At 71.4% G+C, this 26797-nt stretch carries 21 protein-coding genes; 10 read left to right on the forward strand and 11 right to left on the reverse strand.

All coding sequences use genetic code 11. From position 1 onward, the window contains the following. Window positions 1-20 precede the first annotated feature (20 nt). Complete coding sequence (locus VE614_RS32690; RefSeq protein WP_324945682.1) at window positions 21-1721, forward strand: acyl-CoA mutase large subunit family protein; 1701 nt, start codon at window positions 21-23, stop codon at window positions 1719-1721. Window positions 1722-1826: 105 nt separating this feature from the next. Here VE614_RS32690 and VE614_RS32695 read toward each other — a convergent pair whose 3' ends face one another. Next, the gene (locus VE614_RS32695; RefSeq protein ID WP_324945685.1) at window positions 1827-2438 is read right to left on the reverse strand and encodes a TetR/AcrR family transcriptional regulator; all 612 of its coding nucleotides are present in this window, start codon (window positions 2436-2438) and stop codon (window positions 1827-1829) included. Between the two features lie 223 nt (window positions 2439-2661). Here VE614_RS32695 and VE614_RS32700 point away from each other — a divergent pair, with 223 nt between their 5' ends. The 4 genes from VE614_RS32700 to VE614_RS32715 all read left to right on the forward strand — a co-directional run bounded on the left by VE614_RS32700 (window position 2662) and on the right by VE614_RS32715 (window position 6953). Continuing rightward, a complete protein-coding gene (locus tag VE614_RS32700) occupies window positions 2662-3633 on the forward strand; it encodes a tetratricopeptide repeat protein (RefSeq protein ID WP_324945688.1) in 972 nt (323 codons plus the stop codon). Window positions 3634-4253: 620 nt separating this feature from the next. Then, on the forward strand, window positions 4254-4889 hold the full coding sequence (locus tag VE614_RS32705; protein ID WP_324945691.1) for a DUF6230 family protein: 636 nt from the start codon (window positions 4254-4256) through the stop codon (window positions 4887-4889). Window positions 4890-4999: 110 nt separating this feature from the next. Beyond that, the gene (locus VE614_RS32710) at window positions 5000-5578 is read left to right on the forward strand and encodes a DUF6114 domain-containing protein (protein ID WP_324945694.1); all 579 of its coding nucleotides are present in this window, start codon (window positions 5000-5002) and stop codon (window positions 5576-5578) included. After that, complete coding sequence (locus tag VE614_RS32715; protein WP_324945696.1) at window positions 5568-6953, forward strand: hypothetical protein; 1386 nt, start codon at window positions 5568-5570, stop codon at window positions 6951-6953. The genes VE614_RS32710 and VE614_RS32715 overlap by 11 nt, the downstream gene beginning before the upstream one ends. Window positions 6954-7046: 93 nt before the next feature. Here the strand turns inward: VE614_RS32715 and pyk are convergent, their stop codons facing one another. From pyk to pta, 3 genes are all read right to left on the reverse strand, one after another. Next, window positions 7047-8477 carry a pyruvate kinase gene (gene pyk / locus VE614_RS32720; protein WP_324945699.1) on the reverse strand — a complete coding sequence of 477 codons (1431 nt, stop codon included), beginning with the start codon at window positions 8475-8477 and terminating at the stop codon, window positions 7047-7049. A gap of 73 nt (window positions 8478-8550) precedes the next feature. Next, a complete protein-coding gene (locus tag VE614_RS32725) occupies window positions 8551-9771 on the reverse strand; it encodes an acetate kinase (RefSeq protein ID WP_324945702.1) in 1221 nt (406 codons plus the stop codon). Then, window positions 9768-11858 carry a phosphate acetyltransferase gene (gene pta, locus VE614_RS32730; protein ID WP_324945705.1) on the reverse strand — a complete coding sequence of 697 codons (2091 nt, stop codon included), beginning with the start codon at window positions 11856-11858 and terminating at the stop codon, window positions 9768-9770. The genes VE614_RS32725 and pta overlap by 4 nt, the downstream gene beginning before the upstream one ends. Before the next feature lie 284 nt (window positions 11859-12142). On the opposite strand from pta, the gene VE614_RS32735 reads away from it, so the two are divergent. Next, the gene (locus VE614_RS32735; RefSeq protein ID WP_324945708.1) at window positions 12143-13168 is read left to right on the forward strand and encodes an ATP-dependent 6-phosphofructokinase; all 1026 of its coding nucleotides are present in this window, start codon (window positions 12143-12145) and stop codon (window positions 13166-13168) included. Window positions 13169-13195: 27 nt separating this feature from the next. Here VE614_RS32735 and VE614_RS32740 read toward each other — a convergent pair whose 3' ends face one another. The 4 genes from VE614_RS32740 to VE614_RS32755 all read right to left on the reverse strand — a co-directional run bounded on the left by VE614_RS32740 (window position 13196) and on the right by VE614_RS32755 (window position 17618). After that, the gene (locus VE614_RS32740; RefSeq protein ID WP_324945711.1) at window positions 13196-13903 is read right to left on the reverse strand and encodes a helix-turn-helix transcriptional regulator; all 708 of its coding nucleotides are present in this window, start codon (window positions 13901-13903) and stop codon (window positions 13196-13198) included. Window positions 13904-14083: 180 nt separating this feature from the next. Then, window positions 14084-14938 (reverse strand): 5'-methylthioadenosine/S-adenosylhomocysteine nucleosidase, encoded by an 855-nt coding sequence (locus VE614_RS32745; protein ID WP_324945714.1) that lies wholly within the window; start codon window positions 14936-14938, stop codon window positions 14084-14086. A 341-nt stretch (window positions 14939-15279) separates the two neighbouring features. Beyond that, window positions 15280-15972, reverse strand: a complete 693-nt coding sequence (locus VE614_RS32750; RefSeq protein WP_324945717.1) for a response regulator — start codon at window positions 15970-15972, stop codon at window positions 15280-15282. Then, window positions 15969-17618: a sensor histidine kinase gene (locus VE614_RS32755; RefSeq protein ID WP_324945720.1), complete on the reverse strand. Its 1650-nt coding sequence runs from the start codon at window positions 17616-17618 to the stop codon at window positions 15969-15971. The genes VE614_RS32750 and VE614_RS32755 overlap by 4 nt, the downstream gene beginning before the upstream one ends. A 156-nt stretch (window positions 17619-17774) precedes the next feature. Between VE614_RS32755 and VE614_RS32760 the strand changes: the two genes are divergently transcribed. The 4 genes from VE614_RS32760 to VE614_RS32775 all read left to right on the forward strand — a co-directional run bounded on the left by VE614_RS32760 (window position 17775) and on the right by VE614_RS32775 (window position 22180). Next, window positions 17775-19193: a cation:dicarboxylate symporter family transporter gene (locus VE614_RS32760; protein ID WP_414719683.1), complete on the forward strand. Its 1419-nt coding sequence runs from the start codon at window positions 17775-17777 to the stop codon at window positions 19191-19193. Window positions 19194-19257: 64 nt separating this feature from the next. Beyond that, a complete protein-coding gene (locus tag VE614_RS32765; RefSeq protein WP_414719682.1) occupies window positions 19258-19389 on the forward strand; it encodes a MerR family DNA-binding transcriptional regulator in 132 nt (43 codons plus the stop codon). 44 nt (window positions 19390-19433) lie between these two features. Next, the gene (locus tag VE614_RS32770; protein WP_324945743.1) at window positions 19434-19745 is read left to right on the forward strand and encodes a thioredoxin family protein; all 312 of its coding nucleotides are present in this window, start codon (window positions 19434-19436) and stop codon (window positions 19743-19745) included. A gap of 197 nt (window positions 19746-19942) precedes the next feature. After that, window positions 19943-22180, forward strand: coding sequence for a HelD family protein (locus VE614_RS32775; RefSeq protein WP_324945726.1), 2238 nt, complete (start codon window positions 19943-19945; stop codon window positions 22178-22180). On the opposite strand, the gene glgB is transcribed toward VE614_RS32775, so the two are convergent. The 3 genes from glgB to VE614_RS32790 all read right to left on the reverse strand — a co-directional run. Beyond that, window positions 22155-24791, reverse strand: coding sequence for a 1,4-alpha-glucan branching enzyme (gene glgB, locus VE614_RS32780; RefSeq protein ID WP_324945730.1), 2637 nt, complete (start codon window positions 24789-24791; stop codon window positions 22155-22157). The genes VE614_RS32775 and glgB overlap by 26 nt on opposite strands. Before the next feature lie 32 nt (window positions 24792-24823). After that, window positions 24824-26221 carry a maltokinase N-terminal cap-like domain-containing protein gene (locus tag VE614_RS32785; protein WP_324945733.1) on the reverse strand — a complete coding sequence of 466 codons (1398 nt, stop codon included), beginning with the start codon at window positions 26219-26221 and terminating at the stop codon, window positions 24824-24826. A gap of 107 nt (window positions 26222-26328) precedes the next feature. Beyond that, a partial coding sequence (locus VE614_RS32790; protein ID WP_324945735.1) for an alpha-glucosidase C-terminal domain-containing protein occupies window positions 26329-26797 on the reverse strand: 469 nt, incomplete at its 5' end.

A 26797-nucleotide genomic window follows, 5' to 3' on the forward strand; every position in this document is an offset into this window, starting at 1 on the left:
GTCCTAGTAAATTCGAGGGTATGGACGCTGACGCCATCGAGGAGGGCCGCCGACGCTGGCAGGCCCGGTACGACGCAGCGCGCAAGCGCGACGCGGATTTCACCACGCTCTCCGGCGACCCCGTGGAGCCGGTGTACGGTCCCCGGCCAGGGGACACCTATGAGGGCTTCGAGCGGATCGGCTGGCCAGGGGAGTACCCCTTCACCCGCGGCCTGTACCCGACCGGCTACCGAGGGCGCACGTGGACCATCCGGCAGTTCGCCGGGTTCGGCAACGCCGAGCAGACCAACGAGCGGTACAAGATGATCCTCGCCGCCGGTGGCGGCGGGCTCTCCGTCGCCTTCGACATGCCGACGCTGATGGGCCGCGACTCCGACGACCCCCGCTCCCTGGGCGAGGTCGGGCACTGCGGGGTGGCGATCGACTCGGCGGCCGACATGGACGTCCTGTTCAAGGGCATCCCGCTCGGCGACGTCACCACCTCGATGACCATCAGCGGGCCCGCCGTGCCCGTCTTCTGCATGTACCTGGTCGCCGCCGAACGCCAGGGCGTCGACCCGGGCGTGCTCAACGGCACGCTCCAGACGGACATCTTCAAGGAGTACATCGCGCAGAAGGAGTGGCTGTTCCAGCCCGAACCCCATCTGCGGCTCATCGGCGACCTCATGGAGTACTGCGCCGAGCGCATCCCCGCCTACAAGCCGCTGTCCGTCTCCGGCTACCACATCCGCGAGGCCGGCGCGACGGCCGCGCAGGAGCTGGCGTACACGCTGGCCGACGGCTTCGGATACGTCGAGCTGGGGCTCAGCCGCGGGCTGGACGTCGACGTGTTCGCGCCCGGTCTGTCCTTCTTCTTCGACGCGCACGTCGACTTCTTCGAGGAGATCGCCAAGTTCCGGGCCGCGCGCAGGATCTGGGCACGCTGGATGCGCGACGTGTACGGGGCGAAGAGCGAGAAGGCACAGTGGCTGCGGTTCCACACCCAGACCGCCGGTGTCTCGCTGACCGCGCAGCAGCCGTACAACAACGTGGTGCGTACGGCGGTGGAGGCGCTGGCCGCGGTGCTCGGCGGGACCAACTCGCTGCACACCAACGCGCTGGACGAGACGCTGGCGCTGCCGAGCGAGCAGGCGGCGGAGATCGCGCTGCGCACCCAGCAGGTGCTGATGGAGGAGACCGGCGTCGCCAACGTCGCGGACCCGCTGGGCGGTTCGTGGTACGTCGAGCAGCTCACCGACCGGATCGAGGCCGACGCGGAGAAGATCTTCGAGCAGATCAAGGAGCGCGGGCTGCGGGCGCACCCCGACGGGCGGCACCCGATCGGTCCGGTGACGTCCGGGATCCTGCGCGGCATCGAGGACGGCTGGTTCACCGGGGAGATCGCGGAGTCGGCGTTCCGCTACCAGCAGGCTCTGGAGAAGGGTGACAAGAGGGTGGTGGGCGTGAACGCCCACACCGGGTCGGTCACCGGAGACCTGGAGATCCTGCGGGTCAGCCATGAGGTGGAGCGGGAACAGGTGCGGGCGCTGGGGGCGCGGAAGGGGGCGCGCGACGAGGGGGCCGTACGGGCCGCCCTGGACGCGATGCTGGCCGCCGCGCGGGACGGTTCCAACATGATCGAGCCGATGCTCGAGGCGGTGCGGGCCGAGGCGACGCTCGGGGAGATCTGCGGCGTGCTGCGGGACGAGTGGGGGGTGTACACGGAGCCGGCCGGGTTCTGAGCCGGCCGGTGCCGGGCGGGGGCGGGTGCGCAACCCGGCGTGACGGGGTGCCCGCCCGCCCCCACCGGTGCCGCCCCAGCGGCGCGGCTGCGCCCGCGGCCGAGGTCAGCGCGACAGGCCCAGCAGCAGCAAGCGGGTGAAGCTGTGGACCCACTCCTCGTCCACCGGTTCCGCGCTGATCAGTTCGCGGTGGACGACCGCGCCCGCCACCACGTCGAAGATGAGGTCGGCGGTGCGGGCCGCCTCCTCGGGGTCGGTCTCGGGGGGCAGTTCGCCGCGTCGCTGGGCACGGGCGCGGCCCTCCAGGACCAGGCGTTTCTGGCGGTCGACGATGGAGGCGCGGATGCGTTCGCGCAGGGCGTCGTCGCGGGTGGACTCGGCCAGGACCGCCATCAGGCCGCTCTTGGCCTCCGGCCGGGCCAGGATCGCGGCGAACTGGAAGACCACGCCCTCGATGTCGGCGCCGAGGGTGCCGCGGTCGGGGAGGCGGAGTTCGTCGAAGAGTTCCGCCACGGCGTCGACCACCAGTTCGTTCTTGCCGGCCCAGCGGCGATAGAGGGTGGTCTTGGCAACCCCGGCGCGGGTGGCGACGTCTCCCAGGGTGAGTTTGGACCAGCCGAGTTCGACCAGGGCCGCCCGGGTCGCGGCCAGGATGGCGGCGTCGGCGGCGGCGTTGCGCGGACGTCCCGCGCGGCCGGCTGAGGTGCGGCTCTGCATGGCGTCGACCATATCCGGCCGTTCCTGGCCGGTCCGTGCGCTCAGTGAGCGAGATCACCGGCGCGGGGTGCCGGGAAGTCCCGCCCGGGTATTACGCTACGACTCGTAGCGAAAGCTCGTGAGCGGTATCCGCGGGCGACGACCACATGGCGTGGGGTGGGGACCCGGCGCCGCTTTTCTCATCGCTTTTCACAGACGCGCGGGAACGGGGGAGGATAGACGCATGCAGCCACGGAACATGTCCATGAGCGGTGTCGTCGACCTCGCCGCGGTCAAGGCGGCCCAGGAGGCCAAGGCGAAGGCGGAGCAGGCGCGCGCCCAAGCGGCCCGCCAGGGCGGGGGCGGGGCCGTCTCCCCGGCCGATCTCGTCATCGACGTCGACGAGGCCACCTTCGAACGCGACGTCCTCCAGCGCTCCACCGAAGTCCCGGTCGTCATCGACTTCTGGGCCGAGTGGTGCCAGCCCTGCAAGCAGCTGAGCCCGGTCCTGGAGCGACTGGCCGTCGAGTACAACGGCCGTTTCGTCCTCGCGAAGATCGACGTCGACGCCAACCAGATGCTGATGCAGCAGTTCGGGATCCAGGGGATCCCGGCCGTCTTCGCGGTCGTCGCGGGGCAGGCGCTGCCGCTCTTCCAGGGGGCCGCCGGCGAGACGCAGATCCGGGAGACCCTCGACCAGCTGGTCACCGTCGCCGAGCAGCGCTTCGGCCTGACCGGTCTCACCGTCGATCCGGAGGCGGAGCCGGGCGCGGCCCAGCCGCCGGTCCAGCCGGCCGGTCCGCACGAGGCGACGCTGAACGCGGCCGCGCAGGCGCTCGACGCGGGCGACCTGGGCGGTGCCGTCCAGGCGTACAAGAACGTGCTCGCCGACGACCCGGCCAACCCGGAGGCCAAGCTGGGCCTTGCGCAGGCCGAGTTGCTGCAGCGGGTGCAGGGTCTGGACCCGCAGCAGGTGCGCAAGGAGGCCGCGGAGAAGCCGGCCGACGTCCGGGCGCAGATCGCCGCGGCCGACCTGGATCTGGTCGGCGGGCATGTCGAGGACGCGTTCGGGCGGCTCATCGACACCGTCGGGCGCACGGCCGGTGACGACCGGGACGCCGTACGGCTGCGGCTGCTCGAGCTGTTCGAGGTCGTGGGGGCCGACGACCCGCGGGTGACCGCGGCTCGCAGGGCGCTGGCGCGCGCTCTGTTCTAGCCCTTTTCCGGCACTTACCAGCCGTGTTCCGGGAGGGACACGGCTGCTTCGATGGCACCGATGCGGCCGCGTTTTGCCAAATCTTGGCAAACGCGGCCGCTGTTACTGCCAGTAAGTCGAGTCCTCTGTTCTGTCGGATTCCATCCCGACATTCCTTCTTTGTCCTACCCCCTGAGTGCACCGAGTGTCGCCGAGCGAGACCTGGGGGTCGTTGTTCGGTTATCCGGCCGTTACTAGCGAGTAACGAACCCCCTTGTGCGGGCGGCCGGAATGCACCACGATCGGCGACGCTCGGTCCATTCCCACACCCCGACAACCAGTCGGGTCACGGGATTTCCTGGGTCCCCACCGAGCAGAGCCGGCGACCGTGTCGCCGGCTCTTGGACAGGGGGGTCTTCGCCAGCGGGCGAAGCCTGTCCGGCAGGGTTGTGCGTGATGCGTGTCAGGCGCGACCAGTGGTTGTCGCTCGGGGGTGATCGCCGGTGATTCGGGCGCGGTACGCGCCACCGAGCGCGGGCGCTCTCCTTCCCGAGGACGTAGCACTTCTCCCATCCCTGCCCGGCTGAGCCGCCCAAGGGCGCCAGCCGGGCCAGGAGATGTACGTCCGAGAAGGAGGAAATATGGAGTCCCAGGTGCGTGGTGGGACCAGATGGAAGCGGTTCGCCGTGGTCATGGTGCCCAGCGTGGCCGCCACGGCGGCGATAGGCGTCGCCCTCGCTCAGGGTGCTCTCGCCGCGTCGTTCAGCGTTTCCGGACAGTCTTTCAAGGTCACGACCGAGCGTCTCGACGGCACGGGCTTCGTGCAGTACGGCGCTCTCGACGAGGGCTACACGCTCGACGGCAAGAAGACGGTTCACCCCGTCGCCGTCTCGGCGTTCAAGTCCGCGACCATCAAGAGCCTGTGTCAGTCGGTCGTCACCCCGAACATCCCGGTGCTCGGCAACGTCAGCCTGATTCTGCGGGCGGGCCAGGGTGACACCCCGGTCAAGGCCGAGAACCTGTACATCGACGTCGCGGAGCTGGAAGGCGACGCCGTCTTCCGCGGGATCGACATCGGTGTCGCCGCCAAGGACGCCGTCAAGGGTCCGGGCATGAAGGGCGGCAAGGAGCAGTCGAACCCGTACGGCTTCTCGCAGCAGGCCGACTCGGTCACCCTCACCGACGTGAAGCAGACGGCGTGGGCGACCACCGCCGGAACCTTCAAGCTCAGCGGCCTGAAGATGTCGCTGTCGACGGGTGTCAAGGAGTGCTACTAAGCACTCACTGACGGGCGGGGGAGCCGGTGGCACCCCCGCCCGTCATCTCTCCAACTCCGCATTCGCAGTACCACTCACCACGGCAACGCCGTTCCAGGGAGCTGTTTTCCATGAGCGCCGAGACTCCTGCCGCGCCCGGCCACGACGAGCACTACCTCCGGGTCTTTCGGCGGAACTTCCGCGCCTGGCGGGGCACCCGGCCGTTCTGGGCCGGCCTGTTCGTCATGCTCGGCGGACTCCCCATCGCCTACTTCCCGTACGCAAACCTCCGGCTCGGCCATCTGACGCTCGCGATGGCCACGACCGCGGGTGCCGGGTCCCTGATCATCGGTGTGCTGCTCGTCGTCCTGGGCGTCAGTCTCTGGTTCCAGAAGCACGTCCGGGTCTTCGCGGGCGTGGCGGCGATCCTGCTCGCGCTGGTGTCCATCCCGGTGTCCAACCTCGGCGGCTTCCTCATCGGCTTCCTGTTCGCCCTGATCGGCGGCGCGATGGCGGTGTCCTGGGCCGAGGACGCGCCGCCCGCGCAGGACCCGCTGGAGGCCAAGGGAGCGGCCATCGCCCCCATGGGCACGGCCGGGCAGGCCCCGGTCGCGGACCCGGCCACGAACCCGGACTCGGTGGGTGCAACCGACGATCTGTCAGGAACGAGCCCCGGTAACGAGGCGAACGGGAGGCACAGTGCCGGCTGACGAGGTGACCCACGGGGCTGATGTGGACGAGTCCCGTGTGAGAACCGGGCCGCGCCACGCGGCACCCAAGAAGCCGCTGTTCACCAGGCTCCACATGCCGGCCGGCAAGGCCATAGCCCTGGCGGCGATGCCCACCGCGGTCCTGATGGGGATGGGGTTCACGCCGAAGCTCGCCCTCGCCGAGGACCAGCCGGCGTCCCGGAGCCTGACGGCCGACGAGTACAAGGAGTGCGTGGCGGCCCTGGAGGCCGCCGAGAACGGCGGGACGCCCGAGGCCACGCCGTCGCCCTCCGCCTCGGCGGGCGAGAGCGAGGGCCCGTCCGACGGCGGGGCCGAGCCGAGCCCGTCGGCGACGTCCGGCTCCGGCGGGACGGGTTCGGGTGACTCGGGTTCGAGCGAGGGCGACTCCGGTTCGGGTGACGGTTCTTCGGCGGATTCAGGTTCCGCCGACGACGCCGAGCCCACGCCGTCCGCCTCCGCCTCCGCCGAGGCCCCGGCGACCAAGGAGCCGCAGAGCGGACCCGTCCCGTCACCGTCCGAGACGTCCCAGGGTGTGCTGGAGACCATCGGTGACACCGTCACCGGTGTCGTGGGCGGTGTCGTCGACGGCATCACCGGCGGCGGCGCCGAGGAGAGCCCGAGCCCCACGCCGCCCCCGTCCGCGTCGGCGAGCCCGAGTCCGAGCCCGAGCGCGGGCGCGGACCAGGGCGACGGCCCCGCGAGCGGCGACAGCGGCGGCAAGGACCCGGTCGAGGAGACCACCGGGAACGTCACCGACGCGGTGGAGGTCCCCGCCGGGACCGCCGGCGAGGCGACGTCCGGGGCGGTCCCGGAGCCGACCGGGACCGACGGGGCCACGACCACCCCGTCGCCCTCGGCGAGCCCCACGACGGACGTGGACGACTGCCCGGTGGCCACGGACGCGGAGGGCGGGGTCGACAATCCGGTCCCGCTGCCCGACGACCCGTGGTACCTGGACGCCAGCTCGCTGACGCTGAAGGGCGCCTCCTACGAGGGCATCGTCGAGGTGCGGACCGCCAACGGCACGGTCAAGAAGGTGCTGAAGTACGTCATATCCGACGGCACCGACATCGGTGATCTGCACCAGACGGTGAAGGACAAGCAGTCGGGCAAGACCTACCACGTGCAGGCCGCCAGGGGGTCGACGTCGACGATCCGCGACGGTGACACGGTGATGTACACGGAGAGCATCTCGGGCAATCTGCTCGGGCTGATCCCGGTCACCTTCGACCCGGAGCACCCGCCGCCGCTGGACATCCCGCTGATCTACTTCACGAAGGTGAAGGTGGTGCAGGCCGGCCAGTTCGGCGGCACCCTGACCGTTCCCGGACTGCATCAGTACATCACCGACTGAGCGATCCCCACAGGCCCGTTCGGGAGCCGCACAGCGCCGAGGGCGCCCCCCTGTCACAGGAGGGCGCCCTCGGTGTCGTACCGGCAGGCGGGGTCAGCCGCGGCCGCCCTCGCCCAGGTGGTGCACCCGGACCATGTTGGTGGTGCCGGGGACGCCGGGGGGCGAGCCGGCGGTGATGACCATGATGTCGCCCGGGCTGAAGCGGTTGAGCTTGATGACCTCCTGGTCCACCAGGTCGACCATCTCGTCGGTGCTGTTCACGAACGGCACGACGTAGGAGTCCACGCCCCAGCTGAGCGCCAGCTGGTTGCGGGTGGACTCGTCGGTGGTGAAGGCCAGGATCGGCTGGGCCGCGCGGTAGCGCGACAGACGGCGGGCGGTGTCGCCGGACTTGGTGAACGCCACCAGGCCCTTGCCGCCGAGGAAGTCGGCGATCTCGCAGGCGGCGCGGGCCACCGAACCGCCCTGGGTGCGCGGCTTCTTGCCCGGGACCAGCGGCTGGAGACCCTTGGAGAGCAACTCCTCCTCGGCCGCCTGGACGATCTTCGACATCGTCTTGACGGTCTCGATCGGGTACGCGCCCACGCTGGACTCGGCGGAGAGCATGACCGCGTCGGCGCCGTCCAGGATCGCGTTGGCCACGTCGGAGGCCTCGGCGCGGGTCGGGCGGGAGTTGGTGATCATCGACTCCATCATCTGGGTCGCCACGATCACCGGCTTGGCGTTGCGGCGGCACAGCTCGATGAGCCGCTTCTGCACCATGGGGACCTTTTCGAGGGGGTACTCGACGGCCAGGTCGCCGCGGGCGACCATCACACCGTCGAACGCCATGACGACGTCCTCCATGTTGTCCACCGCCTGCGGCTTCTCCACCTTGGCGATGACGGGGACGCGGCGGCCCTCCTCGTCCATGATCCGGTGGACGTCGGCGACGTCCTTGGCGTCCCGGACGAAGGACAGGGCGACCAGGTCACAGCCCATGCGCAGCGCGAACCGCAGGTCCTCGACGTCCTTCTCGGACAGCGCGGGCACGTTGACGGCCGCGCCGGGCAGGTTGATGCCCTTGTGGTCGGAGATGACGCCGCCCTCGATGACGATCGTCTTCACCCGGGAGCCGTCGACCTCGGTGACCTTCAGCTCGACGTTGCCGTCGTTGATCAGGACCTGATCGCCCTTGGCCACGTCACCGGGCAGACCCTTGTAGGTCGTGCCGCAGATCGTCCTGTCGCCCGGGACGTCCTCGGTGGTGATGGTGAACTCGTCCCCGCGCACCAGCTCGACCGGGCCCTCGGCGAAGGTCGCGAGCCGGATCTTCGGGCCCTGGAGGTCGGCGAGCACACCGATGGCCCGGCCGGTCTCCTTGGCCGCGGCCCGGACGCGGTCGTACCGCCCCTGGTGCTCGGCGTGGGTGCCGTGGCTGAAGTTGAAGCGGGCCACGTTCATGCCGGCTTCGATCAGCGCGACCAGTTGCTCATGGGAGTCGACCGCGGGGCCGAGAGTACAGACGATTTTCGAACGGCGCATGGGGCGATCCTATCGGTTTGTTTCGCTGCGGAATATTCCGGCTGGCGGAAAATACAAAAGGGCGGGATGCCGCTCAGGTGAGATTCGATGAGCCATTTACCAGCGCGTACGTCTGCGTGGCAATCTCCAGTTCCTCGTCGGTCGGGACCACGGCCACCGCGACCCGTGCGTACTCCGGGGAGATCAGCCGCGGTGCGCCGCCGCGTACGGCGTTCAGCTCCGCGTCGACCGCCAGGCCCAGCTCCTCCAGGCCCGCCAGGGCCGCCTCCCGCACGGGGGCCGCGTTCTCGCCGACCCCGGCGGTGAAGGCGACCGCGTCCACCCTGCCGAGCACGGCGTAATAGGCGCCGATGTACTTCTTCAAGCGGTGAATGTAGATGTCGAAGGCGAGTTGCGCCTGTTCGTCGCCCTCGTCGACACGGCGGCGGATCTCCCGCATGTCGTTGTCTCCGCACAGACCGATCAGACCGCTCTTCTTGTTGAGAAGAGTGTCGATCTCGTCGGCGGACATTCCGCCGACACGCATCAAATGGAAGATGACGGCCGGATCCATGTCGCCGGAGCGGGTACCCATCACCAGCCCCTCCAAAGGCGTCAGCCCCATGGAGGTGTCCACGCACCGCCCGCCCCGCACTGCCGAGGCGGACGCCCCGTTGCCCAGGTGCAGCACGATGACGTTCACCTCCTCCGGCGCCTTGCCCAGCAGCTTCGCGGTCGCCCGGGAGACATAGGCGTGCGAGGTGCCGTGGAAGCCGTAGCGGCGGATGCGGTGCTGGTCGGCGGTTGCCACGTCGATCGCGTAGCGGGCGGCCGACTCCGGCATCGTCGTGTGGAAAGCGGTGTCGAACACGGCGACCTGCGGCAGATCGGGGCGCAGCGCCATCGCCGTGCGGATGCCGGTCAGGTTGGCCGGGTTGTGCAGCGGGGCGACCGGGATCAGCCGTTCGATCTCGGCGAGCACGGTGTCGTCGATGACGGTCGGCTCGGTGAAGTGCTTGCCGCCGTGCACCACCCGGTGGCCTATCGCGGCCAGCTCCGGCGAGTCCAGGCCGAGGCCGTCCTTGGCCAGCTCGGCGGAGACGGCCTTCAGCGCGGCGTCGTGGTCGGCGATCGCGCCCGTCCACTCCCGGCTCTCGCCGCCGGCGTGCAGCGGGGTGTGCTTGAGGCGGGACGTCTCCTCGCCGATGCGCTCGACGAGGCCCGCCGCCAGCCGGCTGCTGTCGCGCATGTCGAGCAGCTGGTACTTCACCGACGACGAACCGGAGTTGAGGACGAGGACACGGGTGGAGCTCACTGGTCGGAAGCCTTCTCGATCGGGGACTGGGCCTGGATCGCCGTGATGGCGACGGTGTTGACGATGTCCTGGACGAGCGCGCCCCGGGACAGGTCGTTGACGGGCTTGCGCAGGCCCTGGAGCACGGGGCCGACGGCGATCGCGCCGGCCGAGCGCTGCACGGCCTTGTAGGTGTTGTTGCCCGTGTTGAGGTCCGGGAAGATCAGCACCGTCGCCTGCCCGGCGACCTCGGATCCGGGCAGCTTGGTCGCGGCGACCGTCGGCTCCACGGCGGCGTCGTACTGGATGGGCCCCTCGATCTTCAGATCGGGGCGCCGCGAGCGCACCAGCTCGGTGGCCTCGCGCACCTTGTCGACGTCGGCGCCGGAGCCGGACGTACCGGTGGAGTAGGACAGCATCGCGATCCGCGGCTGCACCCCGAACCGGGCGGCGGTGGTCGCCGACTGGACGGCGATGTCGGCCAGCTGCTCGGCGTCCGGGTCGGGGTTGACCGCGCAGTCGCCGTAGACGAGCACCTTGTCGGCCAGGCACATGAAGAAGACCGAGGAGACGATGGACGCCTCCGGCTTGGTCTTGATGATCTCGAAGGCCGGCCGGATGGTCGCGGCGGTGGAGTGCACCGACCCCGACACCATGCCGTCGGCCAGGCCCTCCTGGACCATCAGCGTGCCGAAGTAGTTGACGTCGGAGACCACGTCGTACGCCAGCTCCACCGTCACGCCCTTGTGGGCGCGCAGCGCGGCGTACTTCTCGGCGAACGCGTCGCGCAGCCCGGAGGTCGCCGGGTCGATCAGCTGGGTGTCGCCGAGGTCGATGCCGAGGTCGGCGGCCCTCTTGCGGATGCGGTCCTCGGGGCCGAGCAGCGTCAGGTCGCACACCCGGCGGCGCAACAGCACCTCGGCGGCGTGCAGCACCCGCTCCTCGGTGCCCTCCGGCAGGACCACCCGGCGCCGGTCGGAGCGGGCCTGCTCCAGCAGCTGGTGCTCGAACATCATGGGGGTGACGCGGTCGCTGCTCGGCGCGGAGACCCGCTTGCTCAGGTCGGCGGTGTCGGCGTACCGCTCGAACAGGCCGAGCGCGATCTCCGCCTTGCGCGGGGTGGCCGCGTTCAGCTTGCCCTCCAGGGAGAACAGCTGTTCGGCGGTGGGGAAGCTGTTGCCGGACACCGACAGCACCGGCGTACCGGGCGCGAGGCGCGCGGCGAGGGTGAGGACGTCGTCGCTCGGCACCTCGTCGAGGGTGAGCAGGACGCCCGCGATCGGCGGGGTGCCGGCGCTGTGCGCGGCCAGCGAGCCGACCACCAGATCGGCCCGGTCGCCGGGGGTGACCACCAGGCAGCCCGGGGTCAGGGCGCTCAGGAAGTTCGGCAGCATGGCACCGCCGAAGACGAAGTTCAGCGCGTCCCGGGCCAGCCCCGAGTCGTCGCCGAGCAGCACCTTGGCGCCCAGGGTGTGGGCGATCTGGGAGACGGTCGGCGCGGACAGGGCCGGCTCGTCGGGGAGCACGTAGCAGGGCACGGGCAGCCGGTCGGCCAGCCCCTCGGCCAGCTCGTCGCGGTCCTCGCGGGCCACCCGGTTGGCGACCATGGTGAGCACGTCGCAGCCCAGGGTGTCGTAGGCGCGGTAGGCGTTGACGGTCTCCGCGAGCACCGACTCGGCGTTCTGCTTGCGGCCGCCCACGACCGGGATCACGGACGCGCCGAACTCGTTGGCGAGCCGGGCGTTGAAGGACAGCTCGTCGGGCAGCTGGGTGCCGGCGTAGTCGGTGCCCAGGACGAGGACGACGTCGTAGTCCCGGGCCACCAGGTGGAAGCGGTCGACGAGGGCGGCGACCAGCTCGTCGGTGCCGCGCTCGGCCTGGAGCGCGGAGGCCTCGTGGTAGTCCATGCCGTAGACGGTCGCCGGGTCCTGCGACAGCCGGTAGCGGGCGCGCAGCAGCTCGAACAGACGGTCGGGCCCGTCGTGGACGAGGGGCCGGAAGACGCCCACCCGGTCGACCTGCCGGGTCAGGAGTTCCATGACCCCCAGCTCGACGACCTGGCGGCCGTCGCCGCGGTCGATACCGGTCACGTACACGCTGCGCGTCACGTGTGCTCTCCGTTTCATGTCGGGTGGTCGGGGGCTCGGCGACTCTGCCGGTATCGGGGGTGTCGGGGCTTCGCGTGGGGGCGTGCCCTTGGTGTGCCCCGGCCGCGCCCTGGGTCACTCCCGGGTCGCAAAAATCGCCCACCGAGGTGAGCGGAACCCTCTTGACAATACCTCTCCCGGTGGATAAGGCGCCCGTCAGGAACGGTGAGCGGCACCGAGGTGTGGGACGTGAAAGAATCGGTACTGGCTCACCGGTATCCACAGCGAGCAGGAGACACAGCACGATGCGTATCGGAGTCCTCACCGCAGGCGGCGACTGCCCCGGCCTGAACGCAGTGATCCGGTCGGTCGTGCACCGAGCGGTCGACAACTACGGTGACGAGGTCATCGGCTTCGAGGACGGATACGCGGGTCTCCTGGAGCGCCGTTACCGCGCCCTGGACCTGAACGCCGTCAGCGGCATCCTCGCCCGCGGCGGCACCATCCTCGGCTCCTCCCGCCTGGAGCGCGACCGGCTGCGCGAGGCCTGCTCGCGGGCCGGTGACATGGTCGAGGACTTCGGCATCGACGCGCTCATCCCGATCGGCGGCGAGGGCACGCTGACGGCGGCCCGCATGCTGTCCGACGCGGGCCTCCCGGTGGTCGGCGTCCCCAAGACGATCGACAACGACATCTCGTCCACGGACCGGACGTTCGGTTTCGACACGGCGGTGGGCGTCGCGACGGAGGCGATGGACCGCCTCAAGACGACCGCCGAGTCCCACCAGCGCGTGATGGTCGTCGAGGTCATGGGCCGGCACGCCGGCTGGATCGCCCTGGAGTCCGGCATGGCCGCCGGCGCCCACGGCATCTGCCTGCCGGAGCGCCCCTTCGATCCGGCGGACCTCGCGAAGATGGTCGAGGAGCGCTTCGCCCGCGGCAAGAAGTTCGCCGTCGTCTGCGTCGCCGAGGGCGCCCACCCCGCCGACGGCACCATGGACTACGGCAAGGGCGCCATCGACCAGTACGGCCACGAGCGCTTCCAGGGCATCGGCACCGCCCTCGCCCACGAGCTGGAGCGCCGCCTCGGCAAGGAGGCCAAGCCGGTCATCCTCGGCCACATCCAGCGCGGCGGCGTCCCCACCGCGTACGACCGCGTCCTCGCCACCCGCTTCGGCTGGCACGCCGTCGAGGCCGCACACCGCGGCGAGTTCGGCAGGATGACCGCCCTGCGCGGCACCGACATCGTGATGGTGCCGCTGGCGGAGGCGGTCACCGAGCTGAAGACGGTCCCGAAGGACCGCATGGACGAGGCGGAGTCCGTCTTCTAGGTCCTCGGTGGCGGCCAGGAGACCCCCCTAGGACGTGTGCCGCTGCGCGGTCGCCCAGAAGTACTCCACGATCCGGTCCAGGAAATCCTGACCGGACGCGTCGGAGTCCCGGCCGCCACCGCCCCACGTCAGGGTGGCCGTCATGTGCCCCTGGTAGTCCTGGTGCAGTTCCTGGAGAGTGCTCTCCACGACGGACCGGTCCAGGGGCACGATCTTGCCCACCGGGCGCACATACGCCTGCCAGCGCGTCGTCACCGCAGCGCGCAGCTGGTCGGCCAGCTTCGTCTCCCGGCCGGTCACGGTGACGAACGCGGGCAGATCCAGGCCGAGCAGGTCGACGAGGGCCGCGGACTGCCGGTCGGTGCCGCGCCACTCGTCGTGCTCCTCCATGCGCAGATACGCGAGCAGTTCCAGACCGACCGCCCGGGCCACGTCCTCCGGGGCCAGCCCGCGGGCGATGCGGTGCTCCTTCAGGGTTCGCGGGCTGCCGATCAGCTCCCCCGGGGAGCACCACAGCACCCCCGCGAGCGCGGTCAGCTCCGGGCTGCTGGGGCTGGCCACCCCGCGCTCCCAGGCGATCACGAGATCCGGGGTCACGTACGGCAGCCCGTACGAGGCCCGCATGCCGTAGGCGACATGTTCGGGCCCCATCCCGAGGGCGGCCCGCAGCCGACGGGCGGCGAGGGCGTTGAAGGGCGGGGCGGGCTGGTTCGGTTGAGCTGAGGGTCGGCGCACGGTGCACCAACGTACGGGTGTGCGGGCTGAGTGACTACGGTCCGTTCGGCCACAATTACGGATCGTAGGAACGTACGGTTTTGGCCGTGGCCGACTTGTTACTGGTCGGTCAGTCCTTGACGGCTCGTCGTCATCCGTCTGCGGCTTCACGCGCCACGCCGGGGTAGGTGCTCGCAGCACCTACCGCTGCTTGCCGATGACGGGTCCGTAGAAGGTGCCGTTCCGGAAGTCGATGTGGTCGCCCGCGGGATGGGGATCCTCCTCGGAGGACTTGGGGGAGCGCGGGCGCGGCCGGGGCGGCGGTTCGCAGCCGGCGGAGCCCGCGCGTGGCCGGTGCTTGCGCAGCACCGTCATCGCCACCGACGCCGCCTGCGCGGCGGCCCGTTCCCGTGACGCACTCGCGTCGGCGCGGTCGCGGATGCCCCGGATCACCAGCGTGTCCAGCTGTCCGCCGAGGTGCGCCGCGTGCGCCGCGCCCGAGCCCTCCATCTCGATCGCGGCGGCGTCGTTGTAGTGCTCGCGCAGATGCTTGGCGATCTCCGACTCGGCGTCGGCGAGGACGACGTCCCCGGAGGCGATGGGCTTGAAGTGGGCCCGTACGCCGGGCATGTCCCGCACCGCCGAACGGGCCGCCTGGACCAGCGCGTTGGAGCCCGGCCAGGACTCCGGGCGGGCGAGGAAGCCGTCGGAGGCCCACTGGCCGCCGTGGATGCCGTACACCTTGGTGCCCACGACCACGTCACCGGGCGCGATGTCGTCCGCGAGGCCGGCCGCGACGCCGACGAACAGCACCGCCTCCGGCCGCAGCCACTCGATGAGCCGGGTCGTGAGGGCGGCGGCGGTCCTCGTGCCCTCGCCGAGCTCGGCCAGGGCGACGTACCAGTCCGTGCCCTGGAGGCGCCCCCGCTCGACTCTGGTTCCGTCACGGTGGACGAGTTCCTCACGGTCCTCGATGTGCGCGCGCACGGCGGTGTACTCCGGCGCGAGCGCGGTGAGGACGACCACGGTGGGAACGGGGGGAGGTGTCTCCGGCACCCCCCTAAAGTACTGCCAAGTGCGCTGGACGGGCGGGCCCGTGGGCCCCGGGGGAGAAGGGCGGCGGCGTGGCATGAGCGCCGATCACGCCGACTTCCGCGGCGGCAGGTTCTACGGACCGGTCACCGGGGTGGCCCAGGCGCCCGCGCCCACCGCGCTGGGCTCCCTGACCGTCAAGGCCGCCGGCTTCACCGGGCGGGACCCGGAACTGTCCCGTCTGCTGGAGGCCCTCACCCGCGCCCGCGGCCTGTGCCGGGCCGGCCCCCGCCGGGGCCCGCCTCGGCGAGGCGACGGCGTGGAACAACCTCGCCGAACAGAGGCTCGTGCCGGAGCGGCCATCATCACCGGATGGGGCCTCGCACCCACCGATAGACCAACTCCGGCCTCCCCACCTGCCCATACAGCGGGCTCCGTACCGCCCGCCCCGCATCCACCAGATGTTCCAGATACCGCCGGGCCGTGATCCGCGAGATGCCCACCGCCTCGGCGACCCCCGCCGCAGTGAGCCCTTCCTCCGCCTCGCGCAGCGCGGCCGTCACCCGCTCCAGCGTCGGCGCGCTCAGCCCCTTCGGCAGCGCGGCGGGCCCCGGTGCCCGCAGCGCCGCGAGCGCCCGGTCGACCTCGTCCTGGCCGCTGGCCTCCCCGGCCGCGCCCCGGAACTCCGCGTACCGCACCAGCCGGTCCCGCAGGGTCGCGAAGGTGAAGGGCTTGAGGACGTACTGGACGACACCCAGCGAGACGCCCTCCCGGACCACCGTCAGATCCCGCGCCGACGTCACGGCGATCACATCCGCGTGATGGCCGGCCGCGCGCAGCGAGCGGGCCAGCTGCAGGCCGTGCACATCCGGCAGGTGCAGGTCCAGGAGCAGCAGATCCACCGGCGTCCGCTCCAGCGCCCGCCGCGCCTCCGCACCGGTGTGGGCCGTACCGACGGCGACGAAGCCCGGGACCCGGCCGACGTACATCACGTGCGCGTCGGCGGCGACGGGGTCGTCCTCCACGATCAGGACGCGGATCGGTTCCCCGGACGTCATGACGTACCCCCAGCCCACGTCACCGTGCGCAGCGGCAGCCGTACCTCGAACCGGGCGCCGCCCCCGGCGGCCTCCGCCACCGTCAGGGCCCCGCCGTGCCGGTGCACGGCCTGGCGGACCAGGGCCAGGCCCAGCCCCCGGCCACCGGGTCCGGGCGCCGGCTTCGTCGAGTAGCCGCGCTGGAAGACCAGTTCGGCCTGGCCCGGGTCGACGCCCGAGCCGGTGTCCGACACCCGCAGCACCAGCTCGCCGTCCTGCGTGTACGCCGCGACCGTGACCCGAGCCCGCACGCTGCCCTGGGCCGCGTCCACCGCGTTGTCGATCAGGTTGCCGAGGATGGTGACCAGGTCGCGGGACGGCAGGTCCTCGGGCAGGAGTCCGTCGTCGAGGCGGCTGTCCTGCGACACCTCCAGCTCTACGCCCCGCTCGTTGGCCTGGGCCGTCTTCCCCAGCAGCAGCGCGGCCAGGACGGGCTCGCTCACCGCCGCCACCACCTGGTCGGTCAGCGCCTGGGCGAGTTCCAGCTCGGCCGTGGCGAACTCCACCGCCTCCTCCGACCGCCCCAGCTCGATCAGGGAGACGACGGTGTGCAGCCGGTTGGCGGCCTCGTGCGCCTGCGAACGCAGGGCCTGGGTGAAGCCGCGCTCGGAGTCCAGCTCGCCCATGAGGGACTGGAGCTCCGTCACGTCACGCAGCGTGACCACCGTGCCGCGGTGCTCCCCGCCGGAGACCGGCGAGGTGTTCACCACCAGGACCCGGTCGTTCGTCAGGTGCACCTCGTCCACGCGCGGCTCGGACGCCAGCAGCGCCCCGGTCAGCGGCGCTGGCAGCCCCAGGTCCGCCACCGACCGGCCGACCACCTCCCCGAAGACGCCCAGCAGCTCCCGCCCCCCGTCGTTGATCAGCGCCACCCTGAACTGCCCGTCGAGCATCAGCAGGCCCTCGCGTACGGCGTGCAGCGCGGCCTGGTGGTAGTCGTGCATCCGGCTCAGCTCGGCCGCGTTCATGCCGTGGGTGTGGCGGCGGAGGCGGGCGTTGACGACGTACGTGCCGACCGCGCCCAGCGCCAGCGCGCCCGCCGCGACGCCGAGCAGCGCGGTCAGCTGGCCCCGGACCCGCTCGCTGATCGCCTCGACCCGGATACCGGCGCTGACCAGGCCGACGATCCGACCGTCCCCGTTCCCGTCCCCGTTCCCGATCCCGTCCTCGACGGGGGTGACCGCGCGGACGGACGGGCCGAGGGTGCCGGTGTAGGTCTCGGTGAAGGTCTCGCCCTTCAGGGCGCGCTCGGTGTGGCCGAGGAAGCGCTGCCCTATCTCGTTCTCGTTCGGGTGGGTCCAGCGGATGCCCCGCGGGTCCATGATCGTGACGAAGTCGACCCCGGTGTCGCGCATGACCCGCAGCGCGTACGGCTGGAGCGCAGCCGTCGGGTCGGGGGTGCGGATCGCGTCCCGCACGGACGGGGAGTCGGCGACCGCGCGGGCCACCGCCGCGGCTTGGCGGCCCGCCGCCTCCTCGGCCTGCCGGCGGTCGCTGACGTAGGTGAAGAGCGCGTACCCGGCGACGACCACCGCGATCAGCACGGCCTGCATGGCGAAGAGCTGGCCGGCCAGGCTGCGGGGGCGGGGCAGGGACGGGATGCGCATGCGCTCAGTCTGCCTCTCCGTCGAAGCGTGAACTAAATGAACGGAAGGGTGACCGCCCTCACAGAGCGGGAGATAGTCACGGCATTCCCGGAGACTCCCCGGATCCGTTCCGGAGATTCCCCGCATCTTCCCCCGGACGTGAGCCGCACGCCGGTGATGCCGACGACGTCGTCAAGGAGGGCAGCCGTGACCAGCACACCCGATACGGCACCTGCCGCAACCCCCGCGCCTTCCGCGAAGCGGGACCGCACCCACTATCTCTACATCGCGGTGATCATCGCGGTGGCCCTCGGAATCACCGTGGGTCTGGCCGCTCCGGACTTCGCGGTCGAGTTGAAGCCCATCGGTACCGGCTTTGTGAATCTCATCAAGATGATGATCTCGCCGATCATCTTCTGCACGATCGTGCTCGGTATCGGGTCGGTGCGGAAGGCCGCGAAGGTAGGTGCCGTCGGCGGTATCGCCCTGGTCTACTTCCTCGCGATGTCGCTCGTCGCGCTGGCCATCGGCCTGGTCGTCGGCAACATTCTGGAGCCCGGCACCGGGCTCGCCGTCACCGACGCAGTGAAGGACGCCGGACACGCCCAGATCGACGGCGAGGCCAAGGACACCACCGAGTTCCTGCTCGGCATCATCCCCGCCACGATCGTCTCCGCCTTCACCCAGGGCGAGGTGCTGCAGACCCTGCTCGTCGCGCTGCTCGCCGGCTTCGCCCTCCAGGCCATGGGACCGGCCGGGGCGCCGATCCTGCGCGGGGTCGAGCACATCCAGCGGCTGGTGTTCCGCATCCTCGCGATGGTGATGTGGGCCGCGCCGATCGGCGCCTTCGGCGCCATCGCCGCCGTGACCGGCTCGGCGGGCCTGGACGCGCTCAAGAGCCTCGCCGTGCTGATGCTCGGCTTCTACGTGACCTGCTTCCTCTTCGTCTTCCTGGTGCTCGGCGCGCTGCTGCGGATCGTCGCCGGGCTGAACATCCTCACCTTCTTCAAGTACCTGGGCCGTGAGTTCCTGCTGATCCTGTCCACCTCCTCCTCCGAGTCCGCGCTGCCGCGGCTCATCGCGAAGATGGAGCACCTGGGAGTCAGCAAGCCGGTGGTCGGCATCACCGTCCCGACCGGCTACTCCTTCAACCTCGACGGCACCATGATCTACATGACCATGGCGTCGCTGTTCATCGCCGACGCCATGGGCACGCCGATGTCGGTCGGCGAGCAGATCCCGCTGCTGCTGTTCCTGCTGGTCGCCTCCAAGGGCGCGGCGGGCGTCACCGGGGCGGGTCTCGCCACCCTCGCGGGCGGTCTCCAGTCGCACAAGCCGGCCCTGGTGGACGGCATCGGGCTGATCGTCGGCATCGACCGGTTCATGAGTGAGGCGCGGGCGCTGACGAACTTCGCGGGCAATGCCGTAGCCACCGTGCTGATCGGGACGTGGACGAAGGAGATCGACAAGGAGCGGGTCGCGGAGGTGCTGGCCGGGCGGGCGCCGTTCGACGAGAAGACCCTGCTGGACGATCACGGTTCCGCCCCCGCCGAGGTGGAGGTTGCCGAGCAGCGGGTGGAGCTGGCCAAGGTGTAGGCGGTTCCCCGTGCCGCTTCGGGCGCTTCCCTTCACCTCGGCGTCAAGGCCTACCGTCCTTGGCATGCGAATCGGCGAGCCGGCCGCGCGGGCCGGGACCACGACGCGGACGCTGCGGTACTACGAGACGCGGGGGCTGCTGCCCGCGCGCCGGGACGGCAACGGGCACCCCGGACGTACGACGAGTCCGATCTGACGTTGCTCCGGCAGATCAGGACCTTGCGGGACTTCGGGTTCGACCTGGAGGAGACGCGGCCGGACTTCGCGACGGAGGTGATCGGGGCTGAGCTGCCGGTGCTGGTGGAGTTCACCGCCGACTGGTGCCCGCCGTGCCGGCAGATGGGGCCGGTGCTCAGCGCGGTGGCCGTGGAGGAGGGCGAGCGGCTGAAGGTGGTGCAGCTGGACGTGGACACCAGCCCCGACACCACCAACGCGTACAAGGTGCTGTCCATGCCGACCTTCATGGTCTTCCGGGACGGCGAGCCGGTGAAGTCGATCGTGGGGGCGCGGCCGAAGCGCCGGCTGCTGGAGGAGATCTCCGACGTCCTCTGAGCGACGCGCTCCGAGCGGCACCCGCGCCCCGCGCGCCACTTAACGAGAAATCCCCCGGGCAATTGCGTCCGGGGGATTTCTTTGCGTATATTCAGTGGTTCGCGACTTCGGAATAAATAAGCCGCGGAGAAGTTCAGTGAGCAGAGTATATCCGGGCGGGAGCGGAATTGTCAAACTCCGAATTTCCAGACGATGAAATGCGTCAGGAGCAGGAATTCATCGACGAGCTCTACGCACGCGTCGACATCCTGCGCGGCGAGACCGAGACCTCCGTGACGGACGCGCTCTCCCAGGGCGACAAGCCGATGCAGGCCCGGCTGGAGCGGGACATCCTGGTCGCCGAGCGGTCCGGGCGGCTCGCCGCGCTGAACGCGGTGGACGGCTCGCTCTGCTTCGGCCGGATCGACCTCACCTCGGGGGTGCGCCACCACATCGGGCGGATCGGGCTCCGCGCCGACGACGCCGAGCGCACGCCGATCCTCATCGACTGGCGCGCGGACGTCGCCCGGCCCTTCTACCTGGCCACCGGCCACACCCCGATGGGCCTGCGCCGCCGCCGGCACATCTCCACCGACGGCCGCACGGTCACCGCGCTGCACGACGAGATCCTCGACCTGGGGGACCGGGAACGGACCGGCCACGAGGACCCCAGCGGCGACGCCGTGCTGCTCGCCGCGCTGAACTCCGCGCGCACCGGCCGGATGAACGACATCGTGCAGACCATCCAGGCCGAGCAGGACGAGATCATCCGGGCCCCGCACCACGGGGTGCTGGTGGTGGAGGGCGGCCCGGGCACCGGCAAGACGGCCGTCGCGCTGCACCGCGCCGCCTATCTGCTCTACGAGCACCGCGAGCTGCTCGCCAAGCGGGCCGTGCTGATCGTCGGCCCCAACCCGGCCTTCCTCGGGTACATCGGCGAAGTGCTGCCGTCCCTCGGTGAGACCGGCGTGCTGCTGGCGACCGTGGGCGAGCTGTACCCGGGGGTGAGGGCCACCGCCACGGACACTCCGGAGGCCGCCGCGGTCAAGGGCCGGGCCGGGATGGCCGACGTGCTCGCCGCCGTCGTACGCGACCGGCAGGCGCTGCCCGACCCGGTGATCGCGATCGAGCACGACCGGGAGGTCCTGATGCTCGACGACGGCCTGGTCAACGTGGCCCGGGAGCGGACCCGGGCCGCCAAGCTGCCGCACAACGCGGCCCGCGAGCACTTCGAGGGGCACATCCTCAACACGCTCACCGAGCTGTACGCCGAGCGCATCGGCACCGACCCCTACGACGGCTCCAGCCTGCTGGACCCCGCCGACATCACCCAGATCCGCGACGACCTCGCCGAGAACCCCGAGGTGTGGTCCGCGATCGACCGGCTGTGGCCGGTGCTCACCCCGCAGCGGCTGGTCGCCGACTTCCTCGCCGACCCGGAGGGGTACCTCTCCGACGAGGACGCCGCCGCCGTCCGCCGCCCGGTGACCCGTGCCTGGACGGTCGCCGACGTGCCCCTGCTGGACGAGGCCGCCGAACTCCTCGGCGAGGACGACCGGGCCGCCCGGGTGCGCGCCGAGCGGGAGCGGGAGACGCAGATCGCCTACGCGCAGGGCGTGCTGGACGTGTCGTTCGCGTCCCGGACGTACGAGTTCGAGGACAAGGAGGAGGACGACCCGGAGGCCTCCGAGGTGTTGTCCGCGCACGACATCATCGACGCCGAGCGGTTCGCCGAGCGGCACGAGGAGGAGGACCACCGCAGCGCCGCCGAGCGCGCGGCGGCCGACCGCACCTGGGCGTTCGGGCACATCATCGTCGACGAGGCGCAGGAGCTGTCGCCGATGGCGTGGCGGCTGCTCATGCGGCGCAGCCCGACCCGCTCGATGACGCTGGTCGGCGACCCGGCGCAGACCGCGGAGGCGGCCGGGGTCGGCTCCTGGGAGAAGATCCTCCAGCCGTACGTCGAGGACCGCTGGGAGCACACCCGGCTCGGCGTCAACTACCGCACCCCCGCCGAGATCATGGACCTCGCGGCGGCCGTCGTACGCGCCGAGCATCCGGACTTCGAACCGCCCAGCTCGGTCCGCTCGACGGGCGTACGGCCCTGGGTGCGGGCCACCGACGACCTGCCCGGCGCGGTCGAGAAGGCCGTCGCCGAACTCACCCCGGCCGAAGGCCGGCTCGCGGTCATCGCCCCGCGCGAGCTGCACCGCCGGCTGGCGGCCCGCCTGGACGGGGTGACCGCGGGCGCCGAGCCCGACCTGACGCGGACCGTCGTCCTGCTCGATCCGCGCCAGGCCAAGGGCCTGGAGTTCGACTCCGTCCTGGTCGTCGAACCCGGCCGGTACGGCACCAGCGATCTCTACGTCGCCCTGACCCGCGCCACCCAGCGCCTCGGCGTGCTGCACACGGGCGCCCTGCCCGAGGGCATCAGGCGGGCCGCAGCCACACCGTAGCCAGCGGGGGCAGCGTCAGCCGGATGCTCGCGGGGCGGCCGTGCCAGCCCTGGGGCTCCGGCTTGACGGGGTGCGGATGGGTGACGTCGCTGCCGCCGTAGCGGGCGGCGTCGGTGTTGAGGACCTCGTGCCAGGCGGGGATGTCGTCGGGGACGCCGAGACGGTAGTCGTCCCGTACGACCGGCGAGAAGTTGCTGACCGCCAGCAGCGGGGCGCCCTCCGCGTCCAGGCGCAGGAACGCCAGGACGTTGTCGTCGGCGGCGTCCCCGACGATCCACTGGAAGCCGTCCGGGTGGACGTCCCGCTCCCACAGGGCCGGGGTGGCCCGGTAGACGGCGTTGAGGTCCCGGACCAGGTCGCGGACCCCGCGGTGGTCGGCCGCCGCGCCGTACCCGGGGTCGAGCAGCCACCAGTCCGGGCCGTGCGCCTCCGACCACTCGGCCCCCTGGGCGAACTCCTGCCCCATGAACAGCAGTTGCTTGCCTGGGTGGGCCCACATGAAGCCGAGGTAGGCGCGGTGGTTGGCGCGCTGCTGCCACCAGTCGCCCGGCATCTTCGACACCAGCGACCGCTTGCCGTGCACCACCTCGTCGTGGGAGATCGGCAGCACGTAGTTCTCGCTGTACGCGTACACCATCGAGAACGTCATGTCGTGGTGGTGGTACTTGCGGTGCACCGGCTCCTTGGACATGTACTGGAGCGAGTCGTGCATCCAGCCCATGTTCCACTTCAGCCCGAAGCCCAGTCCGCCGAAGCCGCTCGGGCCCTTGTGGTGCGTGGCGCGGGTGACGCCGTCCCAGGCGGTGGACTCCTCGGCGATGGTCACCACACCCGGCACCCGCCGGTAGACCGTCGCGTTCATCTCCTGGAGGAACGCCACCGCGTCCAGGTTCTCCCGGCCGCCGTGCTCGTTCGGCACCCACTGCCCCGGCTCGCGCGAGTAGTCCAGGTAGAGCATCGAGGCGACGGCGTCGACGCGCAGCCCGTCGATGTGGAACTCCTCGCACCAGTACACGGCGTTGGCGACCAGGAAGTTGCGCACCTCGCGCCGCCCGAGGTCGAACTCCAGCGTGCCCCAGTCCGGGTGGGCGGCCCGCCGCGGGTCCGCGTGCTCGTACAGCGGCCGTCCGTCGAACTCGGCCAGCGCCCAGTCGTCGCGCGGGAAGTGCGCCGGCACCCAGTCCATGAGGACCCCGATGCCCGCCTGGTGCAGCGCGTCCACCAGGAACTTGAAGTCGTCGGGGGTGCCGAGCCGGGCGGTGGGCGCGTAGAACCCGGTGACCTGGTAGCCCCACGAGCCGCTGAAGGGGTGCTCGGCGACGGGCATCAGCTCGACATGGGTGAAGCCCAGGTCCTTGACGTACGCGGGCAGCTGCCGGGCGAGCTGCCGGTACGTGAGGCCGGGCCGCCAGGACGGCAGGTGCACCTCGTACACCGAGAACGGCGCCTCGTGCGCGGGCCGCTCCGCGCGGCGGGCCAGCCACTCCGCGTCGCCCCACTCGTGGTGCGAGGCGTGGATGACCGACGACGTGTTCGGCGGGATCTCGGTGCGGCGGGCCATCGGGTCCGCGCGCAGGGTCCGCGAACCGTCCGGCCGGGTGATCTCGAACTTGTACAGCTCGCCCTCGCCGATCCCCGGCACGAACAGCTCCCACACCCCGCAGCCGCCCAGCGACCGCATCGGGTACCCGGCGCCGTCCCAGTAGTTGAAGGTGCCGGCCAGCCGCACACCCCGGGCATTCGGCGCCCACACCGTGAACCGGGTGCCCGTCACCCCCTGGTGGGTCATCGGCTCGGCCCCGAGCGCCCGCCACAGTTCCTCGTGCCGGCCTTCGCCGATCAGGTGCAGATCCAGTTCGCCGAGGGCGGGCAGGAAGCGGTACGCGTCCTCGGTCTCGACGACCGTCTCCTCGTACGCGACCAGCAGCCGGTACGCGTCGGGCACGTCCTGGAGCGGGAGCAGCGCGGAGAAGAAGCCCTGCCCGTCGTCGCGCAGCTCCGCCCGCAGTTCCCCGCAGAGGACGGTGACCGACCGGGCGTACGGCCGGTACGCCCGGAAGGCGACCCCGCCGGGCACCGTGTGCGCGCCGAGTACGGAGTGCGGGTCGTGATGCGTGCCGGACAGCAGCCGCTCGCGGTCGGCGGCGTCGAGGGCGACGGGAGCGACGGGCGGTGCGGTGGCCGCGGCGCCCTGCCGGGCGGGCGCCCGCTTGGCCGTGGCCTTCTTCGCGGGTGCCTTCCTGACCGCCGCCTTCGCCGTCGTCTTGGCGAGGGCCTTGGCCGTGCTCTTGGCCGTGCTCTTGGCCGGGGCCTTTGCCGGGGCCTTGGCAGGGCTCTTCTTGGCCACGGCCTTCTTCGTCACGGCCTTCTCCGCGGAGGCCTGCTTGGCCACGGCCTTCTTGGCCACGGCCTTCTTCGCCGCCGCGTTCTCGGCGACCGCCTTCTTCGCCACCGCCTTCTGTGCCGGAGTCTTCGCGGCCGTCTTCTTCGCGGCGGCCTTCTTCGCGGTCGCCTGGCGCGGGACGGTCTGTTTCGCCGCCGTCTCCTGCGCGGAGCGATCCTCGGCCGTCTGCTTCGGGTCCGAACCGCTGGACGGGGTGCGGGGAGTCACGGGCGGAGCCTCCTGGAAGGGGTCAGGGAAGGTCAGGTCGATGGGTTCGAGGCCAGGCGCCGTATCGCCGACATGGGTACCGGGAGCCAGTCGGGGCGATGCCGGGCCTCGTAGACCACTTCGTACACCGCTTTGTCGGTTTCGTACGCGCGCAACAGCACCGGGTCGTGGCGCGGGTCGCCCCCGCCGGCCTCCGCGTATCCGGAGCAGTACGCGGCCCGGCAGGTCTCCGCCCAGCCCGGCACGCCGGGTTGTACGGAGTGCGCGGCGTAGTCGAAGGAGCGCAGCATTCCGGCGACGTCCCGCAGGGTCGGCTGCGGCATCCGCCGCTCGGCCAGCGGTTTGGCCGGCTCGCCCTCGAAGTCGATCAGCGTCCACTGCCCGGCCGGTGAGCGCAGGCACTGTCCGAGGTGCAGATCACCGTGGACGCGCTGGGCGGTCCAGGTGCGGCCCTCCGCGCCGAGCTGGGCCACCGCCTCGAAGGCGGTGCGCAGGCTCGGCGCGTACGGCCGCAGCGCGGGCACCGCCTGGGCGGCGGCGTCGAGGCGTACGACCATGGCGTCGACCAGCGGCTGGAGCTGGGCCGGGCCGAGGGTGACGGTCGGCAGGGCGCGGGCCAGCGCGGTGTGCACCTCGGCGGTGGCCCGCCCGAGCGCCCGCGCCTCGGCGCCGAAGTCCTCGCCCTTGGCCAGCTCCCGCAGCGCCAGCTCCCAGCCGTCGGCCGCGCCCTGCACGAACGGCTGGAGCACGCCCAGCACGTACGGCTCGCCGCCCAGCTCGGCCCGGAGCCAGGCGGTCGGCGCGGGTACCCGGCGGCAGCCCTCGCGGGCCAGCGCGAGGGGCAGTTCCAGGTCCGGGTTGACGCCGGGCACGATCCGGCGGAGCAGCTTTAGGATGAACGTATCGCCATAGACGACGGACGAGTTGGACTGCTCGGCGGTCACCGCGCGGGCGACGAGGCCGGGCCGTATCTCCTGGGCGGGCTCGCGTTCGAAGCGCAGCCCGCCGATGCGGGCCTGGGTGCGCAGGGCCTCCAGGAGCAGGTCGGCGGGCCGCGGGTCGTACAGGGCCTCGTAGACGGTGTGTCCGGCGAGCGGGCCCTGGGTGACATGGCCGATCAGCGCGGGCGCCAGCCGGGGCGGCAGCGCCTCGCGCACGCCTATGAGCAGCTGGTAGCAGTCGCCGGGGGCCGGCGCGGCGCCCTGGACGGGGGCGAGCGGCTGATGGACCCGGACCAGCAGGTGGTACAGGCCCAGCCGGCCGCCGGGCGGCATCAGTTCGGTGGCCGCCACCAGCGACAACCCGGTGACCGGACGCCCCTTGCCGGCGAACCACCGCTGGCGTGGCAGCCACTCTCTGAGCAGGGGCTCCAGTGACGCGAGGAGGCCGGGGCCGGCCGTGCGGACGGGGCGGGTGACGGCTTCCGACATGGGCTGCGTCCTTTCCCCGGAAGTGGTTCGGGGGTTGCCCGGAGTATTCGGGGGGTTACGGCATGCGTGCCCCGGGCGGGGCGGTGGAAACCGCCCCGCCGCGGGTTCTAGGCGGCGTCCTTGCGGAGCCGGAACCAGTAGAAGCCGTGGCCTGCCAGGGTCAGCAGGTACGGCAGTTCCCCGATGGCGGGGAAGCGGACCCCGCCGATCAGCTCGACCGGGTGGCATCCGGTGAACTCGCGCAGGTCCAGCTCGGTCGGCTGCGGGAAGCGGGAGAAGTTGTGCACACACAGCACCAGGTCGTCGCCGTGCTCCCGCAGGAACGCCAGGACCGCCGGGTTGGAGGACTGGAGTTCGGTGTAGGAGCCGAGGCCGAAGGCGTGGTTCTGCTTGCGGATCTCGATCATCCGCCGGGTCCAGTGCAGCAGGGAGGACGGGGAGGCCATGGACGCCTCGACGTTCGTCACCTGGTAGCCGTAGACCGGGTCCATGATCGTGGGCAGGAACAGCCGTCCCGGGTCGCAGGTGGAGAAGCCCGCGTTGCGGTCGGGCGTCCACTGCATGGGGGTGCGGACG

Source organism: Streptomyces sp. (genome assembly GCF_035645055.1).
Classification (GTDB): Bacteria; Actinomycetota; Actinomycetes; order Streptomycetales; family Streptomycetaceae; genus Streptomyces.

Excerpts from the sequence above, each read along its gene's own strand:
- VE614_RS32690 (WP_324945682.1), top strand. The coding sequence starts at position 21 with ATGGACGCTGACGCCATCGAGGAGGGCCGCCGACGCTGGCAGGCCCGG.
- VE614_RS32695 (WP_324945685.1), bottom strand. The coding sequence starts at position 2,438 with ATGCAGAGCCGCACCTCAGCCGGCCGCGCGGGACGTCCGCGCAACGCC.
- VE614_RS32700 (WP_324945688.1), top strand. The coding sequence starts at position 2,662 with ATGCAGCCACGGAACATGTCCATGAGCGGTGTCGTCGACCTCGCCGCG.
- VE614_RS32705 (WP_324945691.1), top strand. The coding sequence starts at position 4,254 with ATGGAGTCCCAGGTGCGTGGTGGGACCAGATGGAAGCGGTTCGCCGTG.
- VE614_RS32710 (WP_324945694.1), top strand. The coding sequence starts at position 5,000 with ATGAGCGCCGAGACTCCTGCCGCGCCCGGCCACGACGAGCACTACCTC.
- pyk (WP_324945699.1), bottom strand. The coding sequence starts at position 8,477 with ATGCGCCGTTCGAAAATCGTCTGTACTCTCGGCCCCGCGGTCGACTCC.
- VE614_RS32735 (WP_324945708.1), top strand. The coding sequence starts at position 12,143 with ATGCGTATCGGAGTCCTCACCGCAGGCGGCGACTGCCCCGGCCTGAAC.
- VE614_RS32750 (WP_324945717.1), bottom strand. The coding sequence starts at position 15,972 with ATGACGTCCGGGGAACCGATCCGCGTCCTGATCGTGGAGGACGACCCC.
- VE614_RS32755 (WP_324945720.1), bottom strand. The coding sequence starts at position 17,618 with ATGCGCATCCCGTCCCTGCCCCGCCCCCGCAGCCTGGCCGGCCAGCTC.
- VE614_RS32760 (WP_414719683.1), top strand. The coding sequence starts at position 17,775 with ATGCCGACGACGTCGTCAAGGAGGGCAGCCGTGACCAGCACACCCGAT.
- VE614_RS32765 (WP_414719682.1), top strand. The coding sequence starts at position 19,258 with ATGCGAATCGGCGAGCCGGCCGCGCGGGCCGGGACCACGACGCGGACG.
- VE614_RS32775 (WP_324945726.1), top strand. The coding sequence starts at position 19,943 with ATGCGTCAGGAGCAGGAATTCATCGACGAGCTCTACGCACGCGTCGAC.
- VE614_RS32785 (WP_324945733.1), bottom strand. The coding sequence starts at position 26,221 with ATGTCGGAAGCCGTCACCCGCCCCGTCCGCACGGCCGGCCCCGGCCTC.